Source organism: Niabella hirudinis, from assembly GCF_051201075.1.
Lineage (GTDB): Bacteria > Bacteroidota > Bacteroidia > Chitinophagales > Chitinophagaceae > Niabella > Niabella hirudinis.
Window position 1 is genome coordinate 452555 of sequence record NZ_JBPEHJ010000003.1, and the last position, 22344, is coordinate 474898.

Annotated in this window: 21 protein-coding genes; 18 read left to right on the forward strand and 3 right to left on the reverse strand. The window is 46.7% G+C overall.

The genetic code is table 11. The features are described from left to right. Nucleotides 1-31 precede the first annotated feature (31 nt). The 11 genes from nrfD to GGU45_RS08345 all read left to right on the forward strand — a co-directional run bounded on the left by nrfD (nucleotide 32) and on the right by GGU45_RS08345 (nucleotide 10813). Nucleotides 32-1477 (forward strand): NrfD/PsrC family molybdoenzyme membrane anchor subunit, encoded by a 1446-nt coding sequence (nrfD, locus tag GGU45_RS08295; RefSeq protein WP_435223712.1) that lies wholly within the window; start codon nucleotides 32-34, stop codon nucleotides 1475-1477. Nucleotides 1478-1609: 132 nt separating this feature from the next. Continuing rightward, nucleotides 1610-2197: a DUF3341 domain-containing protein gene (locus tag GGU45_RS08300; protein ID WP_435223714.1), complete on the forward strand. Its 588-nt coding sequence runs from the start codon at nucleotides 1610-1612 to the stop codon at nucleotides 2195-2197. An 89-nt stretch (nucleotides 2198-2286) separates the two neighbouring features. Then, nucleotides 2287-2943 (forward strand): c-type cytochrome, encoded by a 657-nt coding sequence (locus tag GGU45_RS08305; protein WP_435223716.1) that lies wholly within the window; start codon nucleotides 2287-2289, stop codon nucleotides 2941-2943. Nucleotides 2944-2978: 35 nt separating this feature from the next. Then, nucleotides 2979-4217 carry a quinol:cytochrome C oxidoreductase gene (locus GGU45_RS08310; protein ID WP_435223718.1) on the forward strand — a complete coding sequence of 413 codons (1239 nt, stop codon included), beginning with the start codon at nucleotides 2979-2981 and terminating at the stop codon, nucleotides 4215-4217. A 101-nt stretch (nucleotides 4218-4318) separates the two neighbouring features. Continuing rightward, nucleotides 4319-5407 (forward strand): cytochrome c oxidase subunit II, encoded by a 1089-nt coding sequence (locus GGU45_RS08315; protein WP_435223719.1) that lies wholly within the window; start codon nucleotides 4319-4321, stop codon nucleotides 5405-5407. 48 nt (nucleotides 5408-5455) lie between these two features. Beyond that, on the forward strand, nucleotides 5456-7261 hold the full coding sequence (locus tag GGU45_RS08320; RefSeq protein ID WP_435223721.1) for a cytochrome c oxidase subunit I: 1806 nt from the start codon (nucleotides 5456-5458) through the stop codon (nucleotides 7259-7261). Between the two features lie 73 nt (nucleotides 7262-7334). Next, nucleotides 7335-8234, forward strand: coding sequence for a heme o synthase (gene cyoE, locus GGU45_RS08325; RefSeq protein ID WP_435223723.1), 900 nt, complete (start codon nucleotides 7335-7337; stop codon nucleotides 8232-8234). A gap of 34 nt (nucleotides 8235-8268) precedes the next feature. Further along, nucleotides 8269-8844, forward strand: coding sequence for a cytochrome c oxidase subunit 3 (locus tag GGU45_RS08330; RefSeq protein ID WP_435223725.1), 576 nt, complete (start codon nucleotides 8269-8271; stop codon nucleotides 8842-8844). A gap of 21 nt (nucleotides 8845-8865) precedes the next feature. Beyond that, nucleotides 8866-9738 (forward strand): cytochrome c oxidase subunit 3, encoded by an 873-nt coding sequence (locus GGU45_RS08335; protein WP_435223727.1) that lies wholly within the window; start codon nucleotides 8866-8868, stop codon nucleotides 9736-9738. A gap of 51 nt (nucleotides 9739-9789) precedes the next feature. Continuing rightward, entirely contained in the window at nucleotides 9790-10284 is a 495-nt protein-coding gene (locus tag GGU45_RS08340) for a cytochrome C oxidase subunit IV family protein (RefSeq protein ID WP_435223729.1), read from the forward strand. Further along, nucleotides 10244-10813 carry a DUF3267 domain-containing protein gene (locus GGU45_RS08345; protein WP_435223731.1) on the forward strand — a complete coding sequence of 190 codons (570 nt, stop codon included), beginning with the start codon at nucleotides 10244-10246 and terminating at the stop codon, nucleotides 10811-10813. Before GGU45_RS08340 ends, GGU45_RS08345 begins: the two co-directional genes overlap by 41 nt. A gap of 127 nt (nucleotides 10814-10940) precedes the next feature. Here the strand turns inward: GGU45_RS08345 and GGU45_RS08350 are convergent, their stop codons facing one another. Together GGU45_RS08350 and GGU45_RS08355 are read right to left on the reverse strand one after the other, a co-directional pair. Beyond that, the gene (locus GGU45_RS08350) at nucleotides 10941-12080 is read right to left on the reverse strand and encodes a M48 family metalloprotease (protein WP_435223733.1); all 1140 of its coding nucleotides are present in this window, start codon (nucleotides 12078-12080) and stop codon (nucleotides 10941-10943) included. Nucleotides 12081-12198: 118 nt separating this feature from the next. Beyond that, nucleotides 12199-12753, reverse strand: coding sequence for a CopD family protein (locus GGU45_RS08355; RefSeq protein WP_435223734.1), 555 nt, complete (start codon nucleotides 12751-12753; stop codon nucleotides 12199-12201). A 160-nt stretch (nucleotides 12754-12913) separates the two neighbouring features. Here GGU45_RS08355 and GGU45_RS08360 point away from each other — a divergent pair, with 160 nt between their 5' ends. The 3 genes from GGU45_RS08360 to GGU45_RS08370 are packed head-to-tail and all read left to right on the forward strand — an operon-like array spanning nucleotide 12914 to nucleotide 16425. Continuing rightward, entirely contained in the window at nucleotides 12914-15085 is a 2172-nt protein-coding gene (locus GGU45_RS08360) for an ATP-binding protein (RefSeq protein ID WP_435223735.1), read from the forward strand. 14 nt (nucleotides 15086-15099) lie between these two features. Next, on the forward strand, nucleotides 15100-15507 hold the full coding sequence (locus GGU45_RS08365; RefSeq protein ID WP_435223737.1) for a hypothetical protein: 408 nt from the start codon (nucleotides 15100-15102) through the stop codon (nucleotides 15505-15507). 6 nt (nucleotides 15508-15513) lie between these two features. Next, on the forward strand, nucleotides 15514-16425 hold the full coding sequence (locus GGU45_RS08370) for a hypothetical protein (RefSeq protein ID WP_435223739.1): 912 nt from the start codon (nucleotides 15514-15516) through the stop codon (nucleotides 16423-16425). 661 nt (nucleotides 16426-17086) lie between these two features. Here the strand turns inward: GGU45_RS08370 and hemH are convergent. Continuing rightward, nucleotides 17087-18112, reverse strand: a complete 1026-nt coding sequence (gene hemH / locus GGU45_RS08375; RefSeq protein ID WP_435223741.1) for a ferrochelatase — start codon at nucleotides 18110-18112, stop codon at nucleotides 17087-17089. A 230-nt stretch (nucleotides 18113-18342) separates the two neighbouring features. Here hemH and hemA point away from each other — a divergent pair, with 230 nt between their 5' ends. Genes hemA through hemE form a run of 4 tightly spaced genes read left to right on the forward strand, consistent with a single transcriptional unit; the run spans nucleotide 18343 to nucleotide 22335 of the window. Then, nucleotides 18343-19593, forward strand: a complete 1251-nt coding sequence (hemA, locus tag GGU45_RS08380) for a glutamyl-tRNA reductase (protein WP_435223743.1) — start codon at nucleotides 18343-18345, stop codon at nucleotides 19591-19593. Nucleotides 19594-19608: 15 nt separating this feature from the next. Next, on the forward strand, nucleotides 19609-20580 hold the full coding sequence (gene hemC / locus GGU45_RS08385) for a hydroxymethylbilane synthase (protein ID WP_435223744.1): 972 nt from the start codon (nucleotides 19609-19611) through the stop codon (nucleotides 20578-20580). After that, nucleotides 20570-21259, forward strand: a complete 690-nt coding sequence (locus GGU45_RS08390) for a uroporphyrinogen-III synthase (protein WP_435223746.1) — start codon at nucleotides 20570-20572, stop codon at nucleotides 21257-21259. The genes hemC and GGU45_RS08390 overlap by 11 nt, the downstream gene beginning before the upstream one ends. Nucleotides 21260-21288: 29 nt before the next feature. Beyond that, nucleotides 21289-22335 carry a uroporphyrinogen decarboxylase gene (gene hemE, locus GGU45_RS08395; RefSeq protein ID WP_435223748.1) on the forward strand — a complete coding sequence of 349 codons (1047 nt, stop codon included), beginning with the start codon at nucleotides 21289-21291 and terminating at the stop codon, nucleotides 22333-22335. Nucleotides 22336-22344: the final 9 nt, after the last annotated feature.

Genomic DNA, 22344 nt, shown 5'->3' on the forward strand with positions numbered 1-22344 from the left:
TTAAACTTCAAACCTCAAACAAAATATAAGTATGTCACTAAACAGATACGAATCGCAAGTACGGGGCCCATTGGTGGAAGGAAACAAAGACTACCACCAGATTACAGAAGATATATGCCGTCCTGTAGAAGACAAGCCCAGTACGCTTTGGTGGGTTGGATTTATTATCTCCATCGGGTTGTTGTTATTTGGTGTGGTATCCATTTATATGGATGTTACTTATGGTATTGGACAGTGGAACCTGAATAAAACCATTGGCTGGGGCTGGGATATTACCAACTTTGTATGGTGGGTGGGTATTGGTCATGCGGGAACCCTGATCTCTGCGATCCTGTTACTGTTTCGCCAGGGATGGAGAACAGGGGTAAACCGGGCTGCGGAGGCAATGACCATCTTTGCAGTAATGTGCGCGGGGCAATTCCCCATCTGGCACATGGGCCGTGTGTGGAACGCCTTTTTCGTAATGCCTTACCCCAATACCCGCGGTCCTTTATGGGTAAACTTTAACTCGCCGCTGCTTTGGGATGTGTTTGCGATCTCTACTTATTTTACGGTTTCTTTGCTCTTCTGGTATTGCGGTCTGTTACCCGACCTTGCCACATTAAGAGATCGGGCCAAATTAAAATGGCGTAAATTATTTTATGGTGTTGCTTCTTTTGGGTGGACCGGAAGCACCAAGCACTGGCAGCGGCATGAAGCTTTGTCGCTGGTACTGGCCGGGTTAGCTACTCCCCTGGTACTTTCCGTGCACACCATCGTATCCTTTGACTTTGCTACTTCCGTAATTCCCGGCTGGCATACCACCATCTTTCCGCCTTACTTTGTTGCGGGTGCGGTATTTTCCGGTTTTGCCATGGTGCAAACGCTGTTATTGGTTACCCGTAAAGTGCTAAAGCTTGAGGAGTATATTACCATTGAGCATATTGATGTAATGAACAAGGTTATTGTATTGACGGGCTCCATTGTGGGGATCGCCTACCTTACCGAATTATTTATTGCCTGGTACAGCCACGTAGAGTACGAATGGTTTGCCTTTCGCGAAAACCGGGTAAACCTGGGTAGCCCCTATGGCTGGGCCTATTACCTGATGATGGGTTGTAACGTATTATCGCCCCAGATCTTCTGGTTTAAGAAAATGCGCCGCAACCTGCTGGTAACCTTCTTTATGAGCATCCTGGTAAATATTGGTATGTGGTTCGAGCGCTTTGTGATCATCGTTACTTCTATCTACCGCGATTACCTGCCCAGCTCCTGGAGTACCTATTATACGCCTACCATCTGGGAAATCGGGTTTTACATGGGTACATTCGGATTGTTCTTTACCTGCTATTTCCTGTTCTCCAAGTTCTTCCCGGTTATTGCGATGGCGGAAATCAAACATATCCTTAAGCGCAGCGGCGATAACTTTAAAGAGAACATGGAAAAAGATGAGAACGAATCGCTGGAGGCGTTCCAGCATGCAAATGCACACCATTAGGAATAGTTTCAGGTTTTACGTTCAAAGTTTCACGTTGAGGTCCGTAACCTGAAGTATTAAATTGAAAGAAATAATAAGGAAAGAGGGCTAAACATGAAACGTTAAACCTGAAACCTGAAACAAAAAATAAATATGGCCATCAAGAAGTTTATTACAGGCAATTTTTACGACGAGGCGGTGCTTTTTCCCGCAGTGAAGAAAGTACGCCGCGCGGGCTATAAAGTACAGGATGTATATACGCCCTTCCCCATCCATGGTTTGGATAAAGAGCTGGGGATGAAGGATACAGACCTGCATATTGCCGGTTTCATTTATGGAATTACCGGTACCACTACCGCTATCAGCTTTATCGGCTGGGCGCTGGCGCGCGACTGGCAGATCAATTTTGGCGGTAAACCTTTCTTCTCGCTGCCGGCGTGGATACCCATTATGTTTGAGCTCACTGTTTTGTTTTCTGCGGTTGGGATGGTGCTCACCTTTTGCTGGCTTTGTCAGTTGGCGCCCTTTGTAAAAAAAGATCATTTTAATCCAAAGAGTACAGACGACACATTTGTGATGGCAATCGAGTGCACCGATAAAACGAATGAAGAAGAAGCCATTGCTTTTCTGAAAAATGCGGGCGCCGAGGATGTACAGGTGCAGCGCCGCGAAACCGGCTGGTGGTTTGGCCGGTACGATGTGGAAACGGTACGGTTTGGTAAAAAAGTACCGGCAGTATAAGCATTTATAGTTTGATGTTTTTGGTTTGATGTTGTCCTAACCTCAAACTTCAAACTTCAAACCTCTAACAAACTTTGATAAAAGGAAACATGAATAAATATATATTTATAGCAACGGTAACTTTTAGCGCAATAGCAGCAGGTTGCGGAGCGGATAGTAACCCGGGTCATTCTTATATGCCGGATATGACTTACAGCAGGGCTTATGAAACCTACGCATCAACTGCAGACCTTGAAAAAGAAGGCGTTTTTTACAACCGGCGGCCGGTGCCGGGTACCGTGGCAAGAGGAGAAGATGTGGAGTTTGAATTTAACCTGCCGCATGATTCTGCCGGCTATGCACAATCGGCCCAGTTAAAAAACCCCCTGGATTCGGCCAGCGCCAAAGTGGATATGAAGGAAGCCGAGCGCCTTTACCTGATTAATTGCGGTATTTGTCATGGTGCCAAACTGGATGGCAACGGACCCTTATTCAATGGCGGTGACGGACCTTTTACCGCAGCTCCAAAGGACTTTATGGCGGCTGATATGAAGGCCCTGCCGGAAGGTACCATGTTTTATTCCATTACCTACGGTAAGGGGCAAATGGGAAGTTATGCCTCCCAGATAAGCCCCAAACAGCGCTGGGAAATCATCAAATTTATCAGATCCAAGCAAGGGGTAGGCGCTTCCGGTGCGCCGGCAGCAGATAGCACCGCCAAGGGGACCGGAGCCGGTGTGGCGGCAGATGCCACAGCAAAAAAGTAATAACTAATTCACAGAACTATTAATATAAGATTCGAATGTCAACGTCAACTACGGAAAAATTCATACCTGCAAAAAGATATAACACAATAGCGTTCGCGTTAATGGTGGTGGGTGTCATAGCAGCTATTTCCCTGTTTGTGGCAACCGGCGGAGAGGGCAATCACGATAACCGCGCACGTTTTTGGGCCAGTTTACTTCAAAACAGCGTATACTTCCTGTTGGTGGTAAATGCGGCCATGTTCTTCATGTGCGCTACTATACTGGCCTGGGGCGGATGGCAGATCGCTTTTACCCGTGTTACAGAAGCCATTGCTTCCTGTGTACCGGTGATCGGGGTAATAGCCCTGGTGATCCTGTTGGCTTTGTGCTTTGGCGATCACCATACGATTTATCACTGGACGGATGCGGAGCACGTGGCACATGACCCGGTACTGGAACATAAGAGTGGCTTCCTGAGCAAAGGTTTTTTTGCCACCGTTACCATCCTGACGGTTGTGTTGTGGTCATTCCTGGGTTGGAAGATGCGGCAGCTTTCACTCAAAGCGGATGAAGGTGATATTGTAAGCACCCTCGAAAAAAGAAAGAAATTTGTATGGAACAATACGGTTATGGCGGCCCTTTATATTGTGGTGTTTGCATTAACCGTAATGTCTTCCATCCCCTGGCTGTGGATTATGAGCATCGATGCGCACTGGTACAGTACCATGTTTAGCTGGTACAACTTTGCCAGTACCTTTGTTGCCGGGTTGTCATTGATTGCATTGTATGTGGTGTTTCTGAAAAATAATGGTTATTTGCCGATGGTAAATAAAGAGCACCTGCATGATCTTGGTAAATTCATCTTTGCCTTTTCGATCTTCTGGACTTATTTATGGTTTGCCCAGTTTATGCTGATCTGGTACGCCAACATTCCTGAAGAAACAGTTTACTTTAAGCCAAGGGCTGAGGGTATTTACAGTGCCATTTTCTGGATGATGCTGATCATCAATTTTGTGGCGCCGATTCTGATTTTTATGAGCAAGGATTCAAAAAGAAATTATACCGTGGTTACCGTGGTGTCGGTACTGGTACTCTTCGGGCACTGGCTCGATTACTTCCAGATGGTGTTTCCCGCAGTATCGCCGGATAAAGTGCCGATGATCCTGTTTGATATGGGTATCGGGCTGGGCTTTGTGGGTATTATTATGTTTGTGACCGGTAAAACATTGAGCAAACATTCTTTAACCGCACGGAACCATCCGTTCGTAAAAGAAGCGGTGATCCACCATACATAAGCTGTTTAAGGTTTAACGTTCAAGGTTTAAAGTTGTTTGAACGTTGAACATTGAACTTTAAACTAAGAAACATAGAACTGAAATAAATAGAACAATATCGTATGCAAAACTTTTTAATATTCGCCATTTTAATATTAGGTTTTATAATAACCTTCCAGATTGCAAGGGCAAGCGAATTTGTCTCTGTGATCCGGGGTGAAGAAAAAACCAGGAAACAAACCAATAAGATCAATGCTGCCCTGCTGCTGGTGTTTTTGATTGTAGGTTTGTTTGGAGTGTATTGGGCGCACCATACATTAGGCGATAAAATTTTGAAACTAGGCACTTCTGCATCGGATCACGGGATCCTGGTAGATCGTATGCTGAAGTATACCATTATTGCCACCGGCCTGGTTTTTTTTGGCACGCAGATCCTGTTGTTCTGGTATTCCTTTAAGTACCAGGAGTCGGATAAACGCACCGTATATTATTTTCCGCATAACAACAAACTGGAATTGCTTTGGACGGTGGTGCCTGCCATTGTACTAACGATCCTTATCGGTTTTGGTATCGTTTACTGGTACCGTATCACCGGCGCCGCCCCCGAAAATGCCATGCAGATAGAGGTTACAGGAAGTCAGTTCAAATGGGAATTCCGTTACCCCGGAAAGGATGGCGTTTTTGGAAAAAAATATTATAAAAACATCGATGAAGCCCACGACAATCCGCTGGGGCAGATTTGGGAAGATGCCGCCAACCATGATGATATTTATGTAACCGGGGCGCCTATGCACCTGGTGGTTGGAAAACCGGTGAAGCTGATCATCGGGGCTAAAGATGTGATACACAGTGTGGGTCTGCCGCATTTCCGCCTAAAAATGGATGCAGTGCCAGGTACCCCCACCACCATGTGGTTTACACCCATAAAAACCACAAAGGACATGATAAAAGAAACGGGAAATAGTAAATTTGTATATGAAATAGCCTGTGATCAGATGTGTGGCGCAGGTCATACCGGAATGCGGGGTGAAATTGTGGTAGAAACCCAGGAAGAGTATGACCAGTGGATGGCGTCTCAAAAACCTAAATATGCACAAATGGAGGAAGCCGCAGCACCGGCAGCAGTTGCCCCCCCGGTGGTAAAGGATTCCGCCAGGGCAGCAATTGCAGACACGGCTGTTGTAGCAAAAAAAGATTCGACAGGCAAGTAGTAATTTTTTGATAAAGAAAGATAGGTCAGTTTTTAAACGTTTATTATTATGAGCGATACTTTACATATTCAGCATGAGGTGGCGAGTCATGGTCATTCGGGAGAGCCGCATGTTCATCATCACAAAGAAACATTCGTATCGAAGTACATCTTCAGTATGGATCACAAGATGATTGCCAAACAATTTCTGGTAACAGGTATTATCTGGGCCATCATCGGCGGGTTATTTTCGGTGCTGTTTCGTTTACAATTGGGCTTTCCTGATCAGTCGTTCCCGATCCTCGAAACCTTTTTTGGCCACTGGGCCGAAGGGGGCAAGATTAAGCCTGAATTTTATTACGCGCTTACCACGATGCACGGAACCGTGCTGATCTTCTTTGTACTTACCGCGGGGTTGAGCGGTACCTTTGCCAACCTGCTTATTCCATTGCAGGTGGGAGCAAGGGATATGGCCTCTCCGTTTATGAACATGCTTTCCTTCTGGTTGTTCTTTGCGGCCAGTATTGTAATGTTGTCTTCTTTATTTACCCAAACGGGGCCTGCTGCCGGCGGATGGACGGTTTATCCTCCGCTGAGCGCACTGGGGCTGGCTTCCCAGGGTTCTAAAAGTGGTATGGATCTCTGGATTATTGCCATGACCCTGTTTGTAGCCTCGCAGTTATTGGGTGGTTTGAACTATATTTCCACGATTCTGAACATGCGTACAAAGGGCATGTCTATGACAAGGATGCCGCTCACCATCTGGGCCATCCTGTTCACAGCCATCCTTGGCGTATTGTCCTTCCCCGTATTACTCTCCGGCCTGGTATTGCTGATGTTTGACCGTCACCTGGGCACCAGCTTCTACCTGAGCGATATTTTTGTGGCCGGACAGGCATTGCCCAACGAAGGCGGTAGCGCCATCCTGTACCAGCACTTGTTCTGGTTCCTGGGGCACCCTGAGGTATATATTATTATCCTGCCCACGATGGGGCTGGCTTCGGAGATCCTCGCCATCAATTCGCGTAAGCCGATCTTCGGTTATATGGCAATGATCGCGTCCCTGATGGCCATTTGCGTACTGGCCTTCCTGGTATGGGCGCACCACATGTTTGTGACCGGTATGAACCCCTTCCTCGGGTCGGTATTCGTATTGCTCACGTTGCTCATCGCCATTCCGTCTGCCATCAAAGTATTTAACTGGATCACCACCATCTGGCGAGGCAGCCTCCGGTTTACCCCGGCCATGCTTTTCGCCATTGGGTTTGTGAGCATTTTTATTTCCGGCGGTTTAACCGGGATCTGGCTCGGAAACTCTACTATTGATGTGCACCTGCACGATACGATGTTCGTAATTGCCCACTTCCATATTGTAATGGGGGTATCGGCGTTCTTTGGAATGTTCGCGGGTATCTATCACTGGTTTCCCAAACTATTTGGCCGGTACATGAACAACACCCTCGGGTACATCCACTTTTGGGTAACGCTGGTATGCGCCTACCTGATCTTCTGGCCCATGCACTATCAGGGTATGGCCGGTATGCCAAGGCGTTATCTCGACAAAAGCAGCTGGGTGAGCTTTAGCCAGTTCCACAGCCTGGATGCCATGATCACGGTTGCAACCATCATCGCTTTTTCCGTACAGCTGATGTTTGTATTTAACTATTTTTATTCGATGTATAAAGGAAGAAGGGTACGCACCATGAACCCATGGGGCGCCACAACCCTCGAATGGACAACGCCCATTCATCCCGGCCACGGGAACTGGGAAGGTGAAATTCCGGAAGTGCATCGCTGGGCGTATGACTATAGCAAGGATGGAAGAGACTTTATTCCCCAAACCGAGCCGGTTGGAGAACATGAAAGTACACATTAGAGGGTGAATGGTCAATAGTCAATAGTGAAGCCATTGACCATTGACTCATTGCCTGTTGACTAAATAAAAAGAATTGAAAAGATCAGAAGGGGGCGGAGTAAGGGATTTTCTCCAGTTAATGAAGCCCTCATTAAGCATAATGGTGGTTTTCAGCAGCGTAATCAGTTACCTGCTGGTACCTGATGTGATGTATGATTGGTGGAGGATCGTTTTGCTCTTTGCAGGTGGTTTGCTGGTTACAGGTAGTGCCAACACCATCAACCAGGTTGTGGAAAAGGATACGGATGCGCAGATGAAACGGACCGCAAAACGTCCCATTGCCTCCGGGCGGTTAACGCCGGAGCAGGGCTGGGGCTTTGCGATCTTTAGCGGCGCAGCAGGCATCTTTATCCTGGGGCATTATTTTAACTGGACAGCCGGTGTGCTGGCCGGTTTTAGCCTGTTCCTGTATGCTTTTGTATACACACCCTTAAAAAGAGTCAATTCCATTGCGGTATTGGTGGGCGCTTTTCCCGGTGCCTTTCCCTGTTTGATCGGATGGGTGGCGGGCTTTGTTCCGGGGCAGCAAATCCATTGGCTGGGGGGTATGGTACTGTTTGGGATCCAGTTTCTTTGGCAGTTTCCTCATTTCTGGGCGATTGCCTGGGTGGCCCACAAGGACTATAGCAGTGTAGGGTTTAAGCTGCTGCCCAGCGACAAGGGACCCACAAAGTTTACGGCCCTGCAAACGGTGGTGTACTCACTGCTGATGCTGCCCATAACGATGGCGCCCTTTTTTACAGGCATCTGCAGTTTTGGAACGGTTAAAGGGATAATAGGCGGAGCGCTGATTATTGCAGCAAACCTCTTTTTAATTGGAAGATCGGCCACTCTTTATAGTAAAATGGATGTGGCTTCCGCAAGAAAAGTGATGTTTGGAAGTTATATTCATTTGCCGGTAGTGCTGCTGGCGTTGTTATTGGCGAAAGCCTGATATTTTTTGATTGGATTTTTGATAAGCGTTTTATATGAACACAACCATTGTGAGTGAACAACAACATACAAGATTGCACCCTCATAAGTTTGCCTTATGGGTGGCCATCTCAAGCATCCTGATGATGTTTGTCGGGTTCACCAGCGCATTCATTGTAAAAAGCAACCAATCCGGCTGGAGAACTTTTGTATTGCCTCATATATTCTGGGCTTCCACAGTGTTGATTCTTGTAAGCAGCCTTACCATGCTGATGGCTATCAAGGCCTTTAAAAGCCGGGCCATGCAGCAGTATCGTTTATTAATGGGGATTACTTTTGCGCTGGGTGTGGTCTTTGTGATTTGTCAGCTGATTGGCTTTAAACAATTGTGGGACAATAACGTGCAGTTTAGGGGCGCTTCCGGTGCCGGCCAGTTCTTTTACGCTATAGCCGGCATGCATGCCGTACACGTAATTGGCGGTGTTATAGCACTGCTGATAATGTTTTTCAAATCGATAGCAGGGAAAACAAAATCCTTTAATCCTGTTCCCGTGGAAGTAATGGGGATGTACTGGCATTTTGTAGACTTGCTTTGGCTGTATTTAATGATATTTTTCATAATTCTGGGATAAAAATAACTTTACAAATCGAATATGGAACAAACAGTAACACATAATACCAAGTGGTGGAGCGGCGGCAAGAGCCCGTTTAATCTTGAGTACGGGAAAATAATGATGTGGTATTTCCTGCTGAGCGACTCCTTTACCTTTGGGGCCTTCCTCATTTCATTAGGCACTGTACGCTTCGGGCTCAACTACTGGCCGGAGCCAAGCATTGTATTTAATACATTTCCCTTTGCAGGGCACGCTAATTTGCCGCTTGCATTTGTAAGTGTGATGACCTTTGTGCTCATCATCAGTTCTGTAACGATGGTGCTTGCCGTACACGCAGGTCATAATCGTGATAAAAAAGGGGTAGAAAAGTACCTGATCTTTACGATTATCGGGGGGCTTATCTTCCTGAGTTGCCAGGCCTGGGAGTGGACGCACCTGCTGACCGCAAAAAATCCCGTTTTGGTGGGTGATCATATCGAGGTGATGGCACAGCGCAACGGATTTAATCCCTGGGGCGAAATCGTATTGCCGCAGGATGTAGCACCGGCCTTGGCTAAAACTTCACCGGAAACCCTGGCCACATTGGTGCATGAACAGCATCTTTCACATGCAGACCATGCAGAACTGTTAAAAACGCCCAAGGACCAATTGATCCAATTGCTCTCTAACAGCGAAATGGTAGTGCGTAAACCCGGTCCCGCTGCATTTGGAGGGTTCTTCTATGGTATTACCGGTTTCCACGGCTTTCACGTATCCATTGGGGTAATCCTGCTGATCATTATGCTGATCCAGACAAAAATGGGTGTGTTTGAGCGCCGCGGGCGCTACCTGATGATTGAAAAGATCGGTTTATACTGGCACTTTGTAGACCTCGTTTGGGTATTTGTATTCCTGTGTTTTTATCTTATTTAAAAGAGAACACGATCTTCCTTCCTTTTTCAAAAAGAATAATTAATATAAGTTATGAGCAATCATTACGATCCAACAAAAGATATTTCACCTTCTGCTGCCTACCCCGAAGTAAGTTTTGCGCACCATACAGATGACAGCACGTTTAAAAAACGCGTTATCCGCACTACCGTTATTTTAAGTGTGTTAACCGTATTGGAGCTGGCCCTTGGGTTCACCATTTATGCTCTGCACAAAGGAGAGCCCAGCCATGCGTTACTGCTTTTTATAAAAGGAGTGGTTTGTATTTTAACATTGGCTAAAGCCTACTATATTGTTTCTGTGTTTATGCATCTGGGCGATGAAATACGGAATTTTATTATGACCATCGTTGTACCGCTGATGCTGTTTATCTGGTTCATTATTGCCTTCCTGGCAGACGGACATTCATACAAGAACATGCGCAACCAGTATGATCCTTATTTTAAGGAAAGCACAACGCCTTCCGGTCATCCGGTGATTCCTTCTGATGCACACAAGTACAACAGCCAGAAGGGGCAACGACAGTAAAAAAGAATCAAAATCACTACATAAAAGCGGACGTTTCAATTTTGGGAACGCCCGCTTTTTATTAAAAAAAGGTCTCCGGGCAGCACATATAAAAAGCACGTATCACTATCTTGCAACGCAGCACAAATTGCTGTTGGCATTGATTCCTTTGCTGGTTTTGGTTGCCGGAATTGTTGTTCATGAGTTGATCCATGGCCTCACCTGGGCCCTGTTTGCCCGGAACGGGCGCCGGTCTATAAAATACGGCGTGTTGTGGAAGTATGTAACCCCCTACTGTCATTGCAATGAGCCGCTGGAGGTCCGCCATTATGTATTAGGAGCCTTGATGCCCGCAGTTATTTTGGGTATACTGCCTTCCATCGCAGGGATTATTACGGGCAACTTTTATGTATTGGTAACAGGTATTTTTTTTGTAATGGCTGCTGCCGGTGATTTTATGATTATATATTTATTGCGCGGGGAGAAGAGAAGCAACCGGGTGCTGGATCATCCCAACGAGGCGGGCTGTTATATCTACCGCCAGGGGTAAGGGGTGTTCAGATGCCATACCGGGCAAGGGATAAAAAGAGGACCGGGTCAAAATCACAAATTTTCTTTAATAAAAAGCCGGCACCCTTAGTCGTTTGGGGGCCGGCTTCTTTTTATATATCCCTGTATCAGTTACTGAGAATCTGCGGCAACGCTGCTTCAAACATCGCCACAAATGCAGCCGGGCTTAAAACAAGTCCCTTTTTTTGAGCCGATGCCGCAAGCTGGTAGGCCCAGCTGGCAGCGGCCATCCGCTGGGTGGGCGTCCCATGGTGATCGTCTGAGGTGGTAGCACAATCCCCAATATTGAAGAATACCTGCAAAAACTGCTGTACTCTTTTCCAGTTCATAGACGCGCCGCGCGCGTGGGTAAGAAAATAGGCGCTAAAAGCATCTGCCATCAATTCCTTTTTGCGGGAAGCTACCGGTCCCTGTTCGTCCGGCAGGTTTAAATAGTATTGCACCTGGTGGCCAAATTCATGGGCCAGGATGGCCTGTGGGGCCACATCGCCATAGCCAATTGCATTGTAGCCATCCAGCATGCCATCGCCCATCACAATTTTATCGGGGATGCCATCTGCTTTAACCGCAAAAGCATTGAATGAAAAAATAGGATGGTTGCCCTTGCGGTATTGCGGAATTTCATTGGCCAGGAATACCACCACATCGGCCACATAGTTGGCATCTTCTTCCGAAATATAATAAATCGCCTGTACGGTTCTCAACACTTTTTCACGATCAAGCAGCATACTGCCATGCATGGGCACCATAACCATATTGGCCGATTCAATATCCCAGAAACGCTTCAGGTCCTTAAAGGTTTTGGTCAGCCGTTGGGTATATTCGCCATTTACGCCAAAAACCTGCCCGGTGGGGTCATTTTCAAAAATGAATGCGTTATACATCGGGTAGTTAAGCATTCCCCAGTCCAGCACGTAGCCAATCGTGGTAGATGTCCAGTCGGCCAGCTCGCTGTCCAGCCAGGCATTAATGGGCGTATTGTCATCACATGTTGCTACGTCATTCAGTTTATTCAGTACCAGGTTGCGGTACCCGGAGTGCTGATCCGGAAAGGGTTGGGTGGGGATTAGCTTCAGATTTCGTTGTCCCGGGTTTATCTGGTTCAGGAAGGTCCGGCTATCGGAGGATTTTGCAGCGCTGCGTTTTGTAGCCTGCGCTTCTTCTTTCAGGGCTGTTTGTTTTTGGCAGGCAGTAAATAATAACAGGAGGCAGAGGCATGCACCCGGCAGCAGTTTCAGACGTTTCATAATAGTTTTGTTTTGTTCTTAAATTGAAAATTACATTCTAAAGTTAAGACATAAAACTTTTCACAAACGTTTGTGAACTACATGTTTTTAAAATAAATAATTTAAAATTGGTTGAGGGCTATTGACCTTTGCTGCGCACCCGTTTATAAATGCGGATGGCCAGCATCAGGATAAAGATCAGCAGAACCATGCCAACCAAACCCCAGATTACGCTGATTTCTTTTTTTACAACCACCAGCATCACAATTGCTACCAGGAAGATGGTGGCAACCTCGTTCCACATCCGCAGCTGGTCGGAGGAATACCGGTAAATACCTGCCACCTGCTGTTTAAAAATACGGTGAAGGGAATAGTGATAGGCATATAAAAATAAAACCAGTATCAGTTTTAGCAGCAGCCAGAAGCCTTCGGGTTTAAAGAGGCCCTGGATCCAGCCTCCTTTTAACAGTACAGAAACACCCATGATCAGCGTAATAATGGCCGAAGGCCAGGTAATACCATACCAAAGAGGCCGCATCATTTTTACAAATTGACGATGCAGCAGGTCCCGTTCCGCCTGTGGCTGCGTATGGGCCTCCACATTGTATATAAACAGGCGCGGCATGTAAAATAAACCGGCAAACCAGGTAACTACAAAAATAATATGGACCGCTTTTAAGTATAAATATGCCATAAAAAGCCAATAAATAAATTTTAAACAGGCTCTAAGGTAAAGAAAAATGAAAATTCCTTTCTTTTTGTATTGGGGTAAGAAATATATAATTTTGGTTTTTGGAATTTGTAAACCGGACCCGGAAGGTTTCCCGTTATTTTAAAATATATTATACGCATTCATGCAAAAAAGAAACTATAACTATTTTTTGCTTATTTTCTTTGCTTTCCTGCTTGTTGTTAGTATTATATTTACGCAAACACTTACAGATAAAGCCACGCAGGCCCTGCAAAAAGGAAACGTAGAGGCTGTGGAAACGTTTAAGACCAACAACGAAATGCAGCACCTGGTCAATCTGTCCTTTACCCTTCAATCCAGGCTGAGCCAGATGAGTAACATGGATAGGGTTGTTCCGCTAGATGTGTTAAGTGATTCCCTTACATTATTTGGGTATAACGCCAATGTGCTTAATGATGCGGTTGCCCGCAAGGGGAATGTTCCGAATTTGAAAAGGCTGATGGATGCAGTGAATATACAACTGAATATATCCTATGCCATTTTAGATGCCCGGCAACAGGTGAATGTACCATTGCTCGACAGTTTAACCAAGGTGCTTACGAAGACCAAGCCTGCCGAAAATGTATATCATTACGGGGTGCTGGTAGAAAAATTCCTGGAGAACCAGCTTCAAAAAACACTGGTGACCAACTCTGCACATGCCAGCCAGTTATCCGGGTATAACCGCGTATTATCCATCGCGGCCATAGTTGCAGTGTTAATTTTTACTACCATTATTGTAATCCGGCAATGGCAGCAGCTGGTACTTATCAAAGAGTTGCGGGTAGCGCGGGAGGCCGCCGTTAAAAGCAGGAACGCCAAGGACGAGTTTTTGGCAAATATGAGCCATGAGTTACGTACACCGCTCAACTCGCTGATCGGTTTTGGAAACCTGCTGTCAGATACACCGTTGGATCGTGATCAGAAAGAATATACGAATACTATTATTTCCAATGGGTACAACCTGCTGCATATTGTAAATGATATCCTGGACTTTTCATCGATTGAAGCGGGTAAACTCCGGATCAAACGCATCCCCTTCAACCTTCCGCAGCTGTTTGAAGATCTGAAACGGATGTTTTCCGCCATTGTCAACGAGAAAAAGTTGTCCTATCATTGGGATATTGACCCCCAAACCCCGCAATTGATAAAAGGGGATCCCGAGCGGCTTAAACAGGTGCTGGTAAACCTGATCAATAATGCCATCAAATTTACATCCTACGGCGGCGTACATATTCATGTGGGCGTATTGCCGGAGGAGGGCGAAGAGGTACACCGGCTCATTTTTAGCGTAAAGGACACCGGAGAAGGTATTCCCAAGGAAAAAGCAGATCTTATTTTTGAGCGGTTTGAACAGCTGGAGCAAATGGCCACCCGCCAGCACGGAGGTACCGGCCTGGGGTTAAGTATCGTAAAAAGCCTTGTTGAAAGCATGGGCGGCTCGGTTTCTGTAAACAGTGAAGTAGGCCTGGGCTCAAAGTTCACTTTTACCGCCATTTTCGAAAAAGCAATGGAGGCCCCCGTAGCTGCCAGCAGAAACACCAGCAAGCCCAGCGCCGATTTTGCAGGGTATACAGCGCTGGTGGTGGAAGATAATGCCGCCAACCGCGTGCTGTTAAAGCACCTGCTCAAAAAATACAACCTCCAGATAGAATTAGCCGAAAATGGCCTTGAGGCACTTGAAAGAATACAGGCAAAACATTACGACCTGGTGCTGATGGACATCCAGATGCCCCACATGAACGGCTACAAAGCCATTTCCATTATACGGGAAGAATTGCATATTAACACCCCGGCGATTGCCATGACAGCTTACGTGATGGAAAACGAGGTGAAACGCTGTTTTGCCGCGGGGTTTAATGACTATATTTCCAAGCCAATTGAAGAGCCCGATATTATCGGCAAAATCATAAAATGGATGCCCGCCCGTGCGGAAAACGCATCCCAACCCGCCATAGCCGGTACATCTGTTGAAAATGATCTGGATTTTTTCAGGGAACTGGTAGGCGGGGATGAGGCTATAATGAATGAGCTGCTTGGCGAGATCCGGAAACAATGGGTGTATGATAAAGAAGCGCTCAGGATAGCGGCAAAAGCAGGCGATGTATCAGAGATGGGCCGCATTCTGCACCGGGTAAAATCTACTTTTTCGGCATTGGGACCCAACCATCCGGTACTGCAATTGTTAAAGAAGCGTACCATTGCAGCAGCTGGTGATGATGGGGAAATTAGTAAGATATGCGAAGAAATTATCGGGGATATCGATCAATTTGGAAAGGCGGTTTTTCTTTCATAAAAGACAAGAGCAGTATGATCTCCAAACAACTGATTAAAGATACATTAAAACAAACCCCTCCCCATAAAGCCATACTCCTGATGTTGGTTGCCTTATGGATGGTTTCCTTTATCCTGATCGCCATTTTGCTGTTTAACTGGCGGCGCCAGGAGTTTTCCGGGACGGGGCCCGATGGGCACCGGCCTCCTTCGCTGGATGAGATGCTGCTTTCCTTTAGTGAGTTAAAAATGGGCACCAACACTACACTGATCAATTTGCAGCTCAAAGAAATTTCTCAAAAAAAAGCCAGCACCGATACAACGGCTGAAGAAGAAATTGCCGACTATCGAAAGAAAATTTTTGATCGTATGCTGGAGCAGAAAATTAAAACCAGCGCTTCGGGCAAGGATAATGGATTTACGATTAAACCAGTTCCTCAATAATTGACTATGCATTTTTATTCGTTTATATTAGCCCTCCTGATCCTGACTTCCTGCGGCATGCAAAAACGGATGACTGCTGCCAGGGCCACCAGTGAAAAGACTAAAAGAATGGTGCACGATGAGTCCGTTAAACTGGACTCGATAAAAATGATACTGGATGTTAAAGCTGCCGATCGCGCTATTGACAGTGTGTTAAACAGGGATGTACAAAAGATCCTGAAAAAGCTCGGTGGTCATTTAAACAGTGCCCAGCAGCTGGCCCTGATTGTAGAAATGGCTTCCAGGAGCAAATCCGCATTCAGAGAGGGAATAACATCTTCTGATATTTTAAAGAAGCTGGTACTGCTGGATTCTTTCAATACCGCTCAAAAACGGCGGGAGCTGATCTATCGCATGCTAACGGAATCGGTGAACACAACAAAATACCAGTTGTTTCATTATGCGGCTTTTTTTGATCCCGGGGTTTACCAGATTCCCCCGTCAGCTATGAGTATCATCCGCTCGCATTTCAGACCCATTATTGATTCGATTGCACGTATCTCCAATAAGTACGCCGGTATAGCGCGTGAGGCGCGGATTGTATTTGTAGGATATTCTGATTCCACACCTGTTGTTCCAGCGAAACCGCTTTATAAAGAACTGGTCAGGATACTTAACAATACCGATCCATCGCGACGACAGATGAACCAGCTGCTGTCCGATCTGCGGGCAAAGGAGATGGTGCGTAATATGAAAATCGTTTTGAGCGAAAATACCTCAAGGTTTAAGAACTTCAATACCTTAAAGATTGGCTATGTGGCCTATGGTAAAGGCGAAGAGTACCCATCGCCCCGGATCGAAGATTATAAACCCACCGATGAGCGCAGGCGTATCGTTTTGAGTTACTGGACGGTGCTGCCGGACCTGAACGGGTTGTAAAGCAGGGGATTGGGAAATTTGAGAATTTGTAAATGTGGAGATGTGAGAATGGATTGTCTGATGACTGATGGCTGATGAACCTTCTCAGAAGCTGCTTAAAAATAGAATGATTAAAAACCATTAAGACTAGTTTAGTAGTCGCAGCACTTAATGAATCTTAACTTAATGGTTTTTGAGGGCCTTAATGTCTGTTATACGGAATTTTAATTGTGAAAATTTAAACAGTTTCTAAGGTACGATGATTGCGTTAACAAACGAAAACCCCATTTTCAAATTTCCACATTTACAAATATTCAAATTAATGGTGAGCAGCACATCGGGTATAAAAACGTCCCGAAGCTTCGCATGCGCGTCAAGTTAGCATACAAACTGTACCTGCCGCTTAGCGGCAGATGAATATTGTAAGAGCGGGTTTTAACCCGTCTCGCCATCCAGACGAAGAGTTGAGAGCCGTCAGCTCGAAACATCTGCCGTGCCTATGGCACTCACATCTGCCTTTTCGCTGCTAACATCGCGCTAAAGCACGATGTTCTCCAAAATCTATCCGGGGCTATGCCCCTCAAAGCCTTTAATAGCGCAGATTTGCCGGCATGCTTACATCCCCTTAACTTGACGCCAATGCGAAGCTTCGGGAGACCTGGAACTTTAAACTTCAAACGTCCTATGCCTGCCGGGTTTCCTCAATCAGCTGCAGCAAGGTATCTACCCAAATTCCGTTGGTGTTCATACAAGGGATATAGGTGTAAGTTTCACCGCCGGCTTGTAAGAACTCTTCCTTGCCCCGGATTTCAATTTCTTCCAGGGTTTCCAGGCAGTCGCTCACAAAGGACGGACACACAACCACCAGCTTTTTAATGTTTTCATCCGGCAGCTGTGGCAGGCGCACCTGCGTATTGGGCAGCAGCCAGGGATCGCGCCCCAGGCGGCTTTGATAGCTTTGCTGCCATTGGTCTTTTTTAAGTCCCAGCTTTTTGGCCACCAGCTCGCTGGTAATGGTAACCTGGTGCCGGTAGCAGGTGGGATGGGAAGGGCTCGATTTGAAACAACAGTTTTCTACCTGCATACAATGCTTTTTGGTAGGGTCGCTTTTGAGCACGTGCCGTTCCGGGATACCATGGTAGCTGAACAGCAGCTGGTCAAAGTGCTCCTGCAGGTAAGGACGCATGCTTTCTGCCAGCGCATTTATATAGGAAGGGTGTTTATAAAAAGGGGGTACCACCTTTATGCCGAACGAATAATTTTTCTTTTTGTGGGCTGCTTTCATATGCTCAACAGCTGTTTCAAAACTGCTCATGGCATAATGGGGGTATAAGGGCACCAGGATCACTTCCTCCACATCCGGCATACGTTTCAGCAATGCCTCATAGGCCGCCTCCGGATTAGGGTTGCCATAGCGCATGGACAACTCTACCGGCAACTCCGTTTGCTGCTGCAGTGCGTCCTGCAGCTGTTTCGACAATACAATCAGGGGAGAGCCTTCCTTCCACCAGATCGTTTTATAGGCCTCTGCCGATTTGGGCGCGCGAAAAGGCACAATAATGCCCTTTATAAGCAGAAACCGCAAAAGCCAGGGCTTATCGATTACCCGCTCGTCCATCAGAAATTCATCCAGGTACCGTCTTACGTCTTTTACTTCCGTTGAATCCGGGGAACCCAGATTCATTAATATTATTCCCGTTTTGCGCATTTCCTTGTTGTATAAAAAATTAGTGCCCCGTTTACGATAATGGTTGCAGGGACCCGGTTTTGTACCCGTAGTACAAAAGTATAACAACCGGCAAAGATACAGGTTCCGGCAAGACAATCATACTATCCGCAGCAATCAAAAATCATGATAAAAATCATGCGGTTTTTAAGCGGCACTGACAAAAGTATGACGATACTACCGTTTATCCTTTATACATTTGCGCCTGAACTATGTGGTTAGAAGAGTTTCATATTTCGAAGCAGGTTTTAGATCGTTTTTGCATTGCAGGCATCAACTATCATAAGGCCGATGCAGCAACCAGGGGACTGTTTTCCATCACGGGCGATGCGTTTATTACGTTAGGCAAAAGTGCAAAAGCCATGGGATTGAAGAGTGTCTTCGTGGTATCTACCTGTAACCGTACCGAAATTTATGGATTTGCAGAATCGGTAATGCAATTAGTCGAGTTGCTGGTGCCGCATACCAATGGAGACAAGGCGGCGTTTTACGAATGCGGCTATTTTAAGAACGGGGAAGAAGCATTACAACACCTTTTTAATGTGGCCGCGGGGCTGGACTCGCAGATCCTGGGCGATTATGAAATCCTTGGTCAGTTGAAACGGGCTGTGGATACGGCTCGCGGTCAGCACCTGATTGGCCCCGTGATGGACCGGATGCTGAACTTTGCTTTTCAGGCCTCAAAAAAAATAAAAACCGAAACCAACCTGAGCGATGGCACGGTCTCTGTTTCGTTTGCAGCAATTGAACTGTTGCAGCAAATGAAGGACATCGAACAAAAGAAAGTGCTGATCATTGGCGCCGGTAAATTTGGGGTGAACGTATGTAAAAACCTGAACACCTATTTGCCGCATACCTCCGTTACCATTATGAACCGTACGGATGCTGTTGCAAAACAAATTGCAGCGGGGCACCAGGTTCATTTTGCTCCTTATGCAGGCAAAGCAGCAGCAGTGCAGGCATCCGATATTGTAATTGTTTGCACCAATGCCAATGAGCCCACAGTGATGCCCGGGCTGGTAGCGGCAGGTACACCAAAATTGTTCCTGGATCTTTCCGTGCCGGTAAATGTGCACCCGGACATCCGGAATATAGAGCAGGTTACGGTGATTGATGTGGACGAAATTTCCAGCACAATCCTGGATCGCACATTGGCAAAACGCAAAGCGGAAGTACCCCGCGCCCTTTCCATTATAGAGCATTTTAAAAAGGAATTCCTGGGCTGGTTGAGGGAGCACCATTACGCATTGCATCTGAAAACCTGGAAGAACAAACTACGCGAAATTGATTTATTGCAAACAACCGTTTGCGAATTTTATAAAGACAAGGAGTTGATCAACGAAACGGAACGCGTAATGCGGGCCCAGAAAGCAGTGAAACAGCTGGCCGTAAACCTTAAAATCCGTCAGGATAAGGGATGCCAGTTTATCAGCAGCATCAATGATTATCTGCAAACTCCCTAACCCGGATGTTATTATATGATCCGTATTGGTACCAGAGACAGTCAACTGGCCGTTTGGCAGGCCACACAGGTAAAAAATCGCTTAGAAAGTTTAGGCACCCCCGCACAGCTGGAGCTGGTTAAAAGCGAGGGCGACCTTGACCTGGTAACTCCTCTTTATGCAATGGGGGTACAGGGTGTTTTTACAAGAGTATTGGATGCCGCCCTGCTCAATAATAAAATTGATGTGGCGGTGCACAGCATGAAGGATGTGCCGGTACAATTGCCCGAAGGCATTGTAGAAGCCGCCGTTTTGGAACGCGCTTCATACAAAGATATCCTCGTGTTGAACCCAAACTGGCAGGCGCCGGATGGCATAAACGTAGAGGAACTCATAAAGGCCATGGCCGAACCTGAAACCCTAAACCTGAAACCTGAAACGTTAAACCTGACCATCGCTACAAGCAGTGTGCGCCGCCGGGCTCAATGGCTAAACCGGTTTCCGGGGCATACGATCGAAAATATCCGTGGAAACGTAAATACACGACTTCGCAAGCTTTCCGAAAGCAACTGGTTCGGAGCTATTTTTGCCGAAGCAGGCCTGGAGCGTATTGGTCTGAAACCCGCAAACAGCATCCCGTTGGACTGGATGCTGCCGGCTCCCGCGCAGGGGGCCATCATGATCACCGCCCGTAAGGGTGATGCAGCAGTGCTGCGTGCCTGCAGCCGTATTAATCATACCCCAACGGCATACTGTGTAAAAGCAGAAAGAGATTTTTTAAGCGAACTCATGGGAGGATGTGCCACACCCATCAGTGCGCTGGCATCCATTCATCAAAACAGCCTGCAGTTTAGGGGAAGTATTGTAACGCCCGATGGAACCGAAAAGATGGAGGTAAATGAAATATATGCAATAGATGCAACCGCCGCAGCCGGAAAAACTGCTGCTACAAAGATCCTGGAAAAAGGCGCCGGACCATTAATTGCGAAAATGAATAATGAGCAATAGACCGCTTCATATTTTAAGTACAAAGCTGCTTGATGATGCACTTATTCACCGGGCCGGGGCCGGTGTCCTGCTTGATTGCAGGCCCTTTCTGCAAACGCAGGCGGTAGCACCGGAGCAGGTTGCCGCATTGCTGGCCGATGTTTCCCTCCTGGACCAGGAAGTGATCTTTACCAGCGCCAATGCAGTAAAAGCAGTAGCAGCAGCGGTTACAGGCAACCCTCAATGGAACGTATTTTGTATTGAAGCGGCTACCCGTAAAAAAGTGCAGGAGCTGTTTCCCGAAACTAAAATCAGGGCGGCTGCTCCCAACGGTGCACAACTGGTGAAACTGATCATAGAACAGGCACCGGATCAGATCGTTTTTTTTTGCGGGAATCTGCGCCTGGATACCATTCCGGACGGGTTGAAGAAGTACGCCATCTCCTGCCGGGAAAAAGTGGTTTATGAAACAATAAAAACACCGGTTCCTGTTAAGCCACAATACGATGGGATCCTTTTCTATAGTCCGAGTGGTGTGGCCAGTTTTTTTGCTGTAAATAAGATAAGCCCGGAAACGAAAGCATTTTCTATTGGCCCTTCCACAACTGCGGCCTTAAAACAATATACTTCAAACATTGTGGAGGCCCCGCATCCCGATGTGGAACAGATGATCCGGGCCATTACGAACAGCAGCTGGTAACAGGCCCGGCAATTCAAAGACTTTTAAATATGATGCAACAGGAAATAAAAAACGATTTAATTTTAAAGACGCTTCGCGGAGAAGCCACAGAACGTACCCCCGTATGGATGATGCGTCAGGCCGGAAGATACCTGCCGGAATATATTCGGCTGAGGGAAAAGTATTCTTTTTTTGAACGGTGCCAAAACCCCGAGCTGGCCTGCGAAATTACCCTGCAACCGGTAGATATTGTGGGCGTGGATGCGGCCATCCTGTTTTCGGATATCCTGGTAGTGCCGCAGGCGATGGGATTGGAAGTGCAGCTGGTGGAAAAACTGGGCCCGCTGTTGCCCCAACCCATAAAAAAACAGGATGACCTGCAACGTATCAGGATCCCCGATGTGAACGAAACATTGAATTATGTATTTGAAGCCATAAAGCTGATTAAAAAAGAACTGAACGGAAGCGTGCCGCTGATCGGCTTTGCGGGAGCGCCCTGGACGCTTTTATGTTATATGGTGCAGGGAAAAGGCAGCAAAACTTTTGATGAGGCAAAGACCTTTTGTTATCAGCAACCTGAAACCGCGCATGCCTTATTGCAGATGATCACGGATACCACTATCGCATACCTGAAAGGCCAGGTGGCGGCGGGTGCGGATGTGCTGCAGGTATTTGATAGCTGGGGCGGATTGCTGAGCAAGCACGACTTTGAAGAGTTTTCGCTTCGCTACATCCGCCAGATCGTTGCAGCATTAAAAGAAAGCGTTCCCGTGATCGTTTTTGCAAAAGGCGCCTGGGGCTCGCTCGCAGAAATGGCAGCAACCGGTGCCGCTGGTTTGGGGGTCGACTGGTGTATTGAGCCGCAGGTGGCCCGCAGTATGGCAGGAAACCAGGTTACGTTGCAGGGGAACTTTGATCCGGCAAAATTGCTGTCTCCCATTTCCCGGATCGAAAAAGAAACAAAAGACATGCTTCGTGCGTTTGGAAAAGGCCGGCATATTGCCAACCTGGGACATGGTATTTTACCCAATGTACCGGTTGATCATGCAAAAGCATTTGTAAATACGGTGAAGGAATACACATTCTCTGATCAATAAAATCTTCTG

What these genes read in the sequence shown, in the direction of transcription:
- GGU45_RS08355 (WP_435223734.1), bottom strand. Translation starts at nt 12,753, where the DNA reads ATGGCATATTTATACTTAAAAGCGGTCCATATTATTTTTGTAGTTACC.
- GGU45_RS08320 (WP_435223721.1), top strand. Translation starts at nt 5,456, where the DNA reads ATGAGCGATACTTTACATATTCAGCATGAGGTGGCGAGTCATGGTCAT.
- GGU45_RS08315 (WP_435223719.1), top strand. Translation starts at nt 4,319, where the DNA reads ATGCAAAACTTTTTAATATTCGCCATTTTAATATTAGGTTTTATAATA.
- hemH (WP_435223741.1), bottom strand. Translation starts at nt 18,112, where the DNA reads ATGCGCAAAACGGGAATAATATTAATGAATCTGGGTTCCCCGGATTCA.
- GGU45_RS08300 (WP_435223714.1), top strand. Translation starts at nt 1,610, where the DNA reads ATGGCCATCAAGAAGTTTATTACAGGCAATTTTTACGACGAGGCGGTG.
- hemC (WP_435223744.1), top strand. Translation starts at nt 19,609, where the DNA reads ATGATCCGTATTGGTACCAGAGACAGTCAACTGGCCGTTTGGCAGGCC.
- hemE (WP_435223748.1), top strand. Translation starts at nt 21,289, where the DNA reads ATGATGCAACAGGAAATAAAAAACGATTTAATTTTAAAGACGCTTCGC.
- GGU45_RS08340 (WP_435223729.1), top strand. Translation starts at nt 9,790, where the DNA reads ATGAGCAATCATTACGATCCAACAAAAGATATTTCACCTTCTGCTGCC.
- GGU45_RS08335 (WP_435223727.1), top strand. Translation starts at nt 8,866, where the DNA reads ATGGAACAAACAGTAACACATAATACCAAGTGGTGGAGCGGCGGCAAG.
- GGU45_RS08370 (WP_435223739.1), top strand. Translation starts at nt 15,514, where the DNA reads ATGCATTTTTATTCGTTTATATTAGCCCTCCTGATCCTGACTTCCTGC.
- GGU45_RS08390 (WP_435223746.1), top strand. Translation starts at nt 20,570, where the DNA reads ATGAGCAATAGACCGCTTCATATTTTAAGTACAAAGCTGCTTGATGAT.
- GGU45_RS08365 (WP_435223737.1), top strand. Translation starts at nt 15,100, where the DNA reads ATGATCTCCAAACAACTGATTAAAGATACATTAAAACAAACCCCTCCC.
- nrfD (WP_435223712.1), top strand. Translation starts at nt 32, where the DNA reads ATGTCACTAAACAGATACGAATCGCAAGTACGGGGCCCATTGGTGGAA.
- GGU45_RS08310 (WP_435223718.1), top strand. Translation starts at nt 2,979, where the DNA reads ATGTCAACGTCAACTACGGAAAAATTCATACCTGCAAAAAGATATAAC.
- GGU45_RS08305 (WP_435223716.1), top strand. Translation starts at nt 2,287, where the DNA reads ATGAATAAATATATATTTATAGCAACGGTAACTTTTAGCGCAATAGCA.
- GGU45_RS08360 (WP_435223735.1), top strand. Translation starts at nt 12,914, where the DNA reads ATGCAAAAAAGAAACTATAACTATTTTTTGCTTATTTTCTTTGCTTTC.
- hemA (WP_435223743.1), top strand. Translation starts at nt 18,343, where the DNA reads ATGTGGTTAGAAGAGTTTCATATTTCGAAGCAGGTTTTAGATCGTTTT.
- GGU45_RS08330 (WP_435223725.1), top strand. Translation starts at nt 8,269, where the DNA reads ATGAACACAACCATTGTGAGTGAACAACAACATACAAGATTGCACCCT.
- GGU45_RS08345 (WP_435223731.1), top strand. Translation starts at nt 10,244, where the DNA reads ATGCACACAAGTACAACAGCCAGAAGGGGCAACGACAGTAAAAAAGAA.
- GGU45_RS08350 (WP_435223733.1), bottom strand. Translation starts at nt 12,080, where the DNA reads ATGAAACGTCTGAAACTGCTGCCGGGTGCATGCCTCTGCCTCCTGTTA.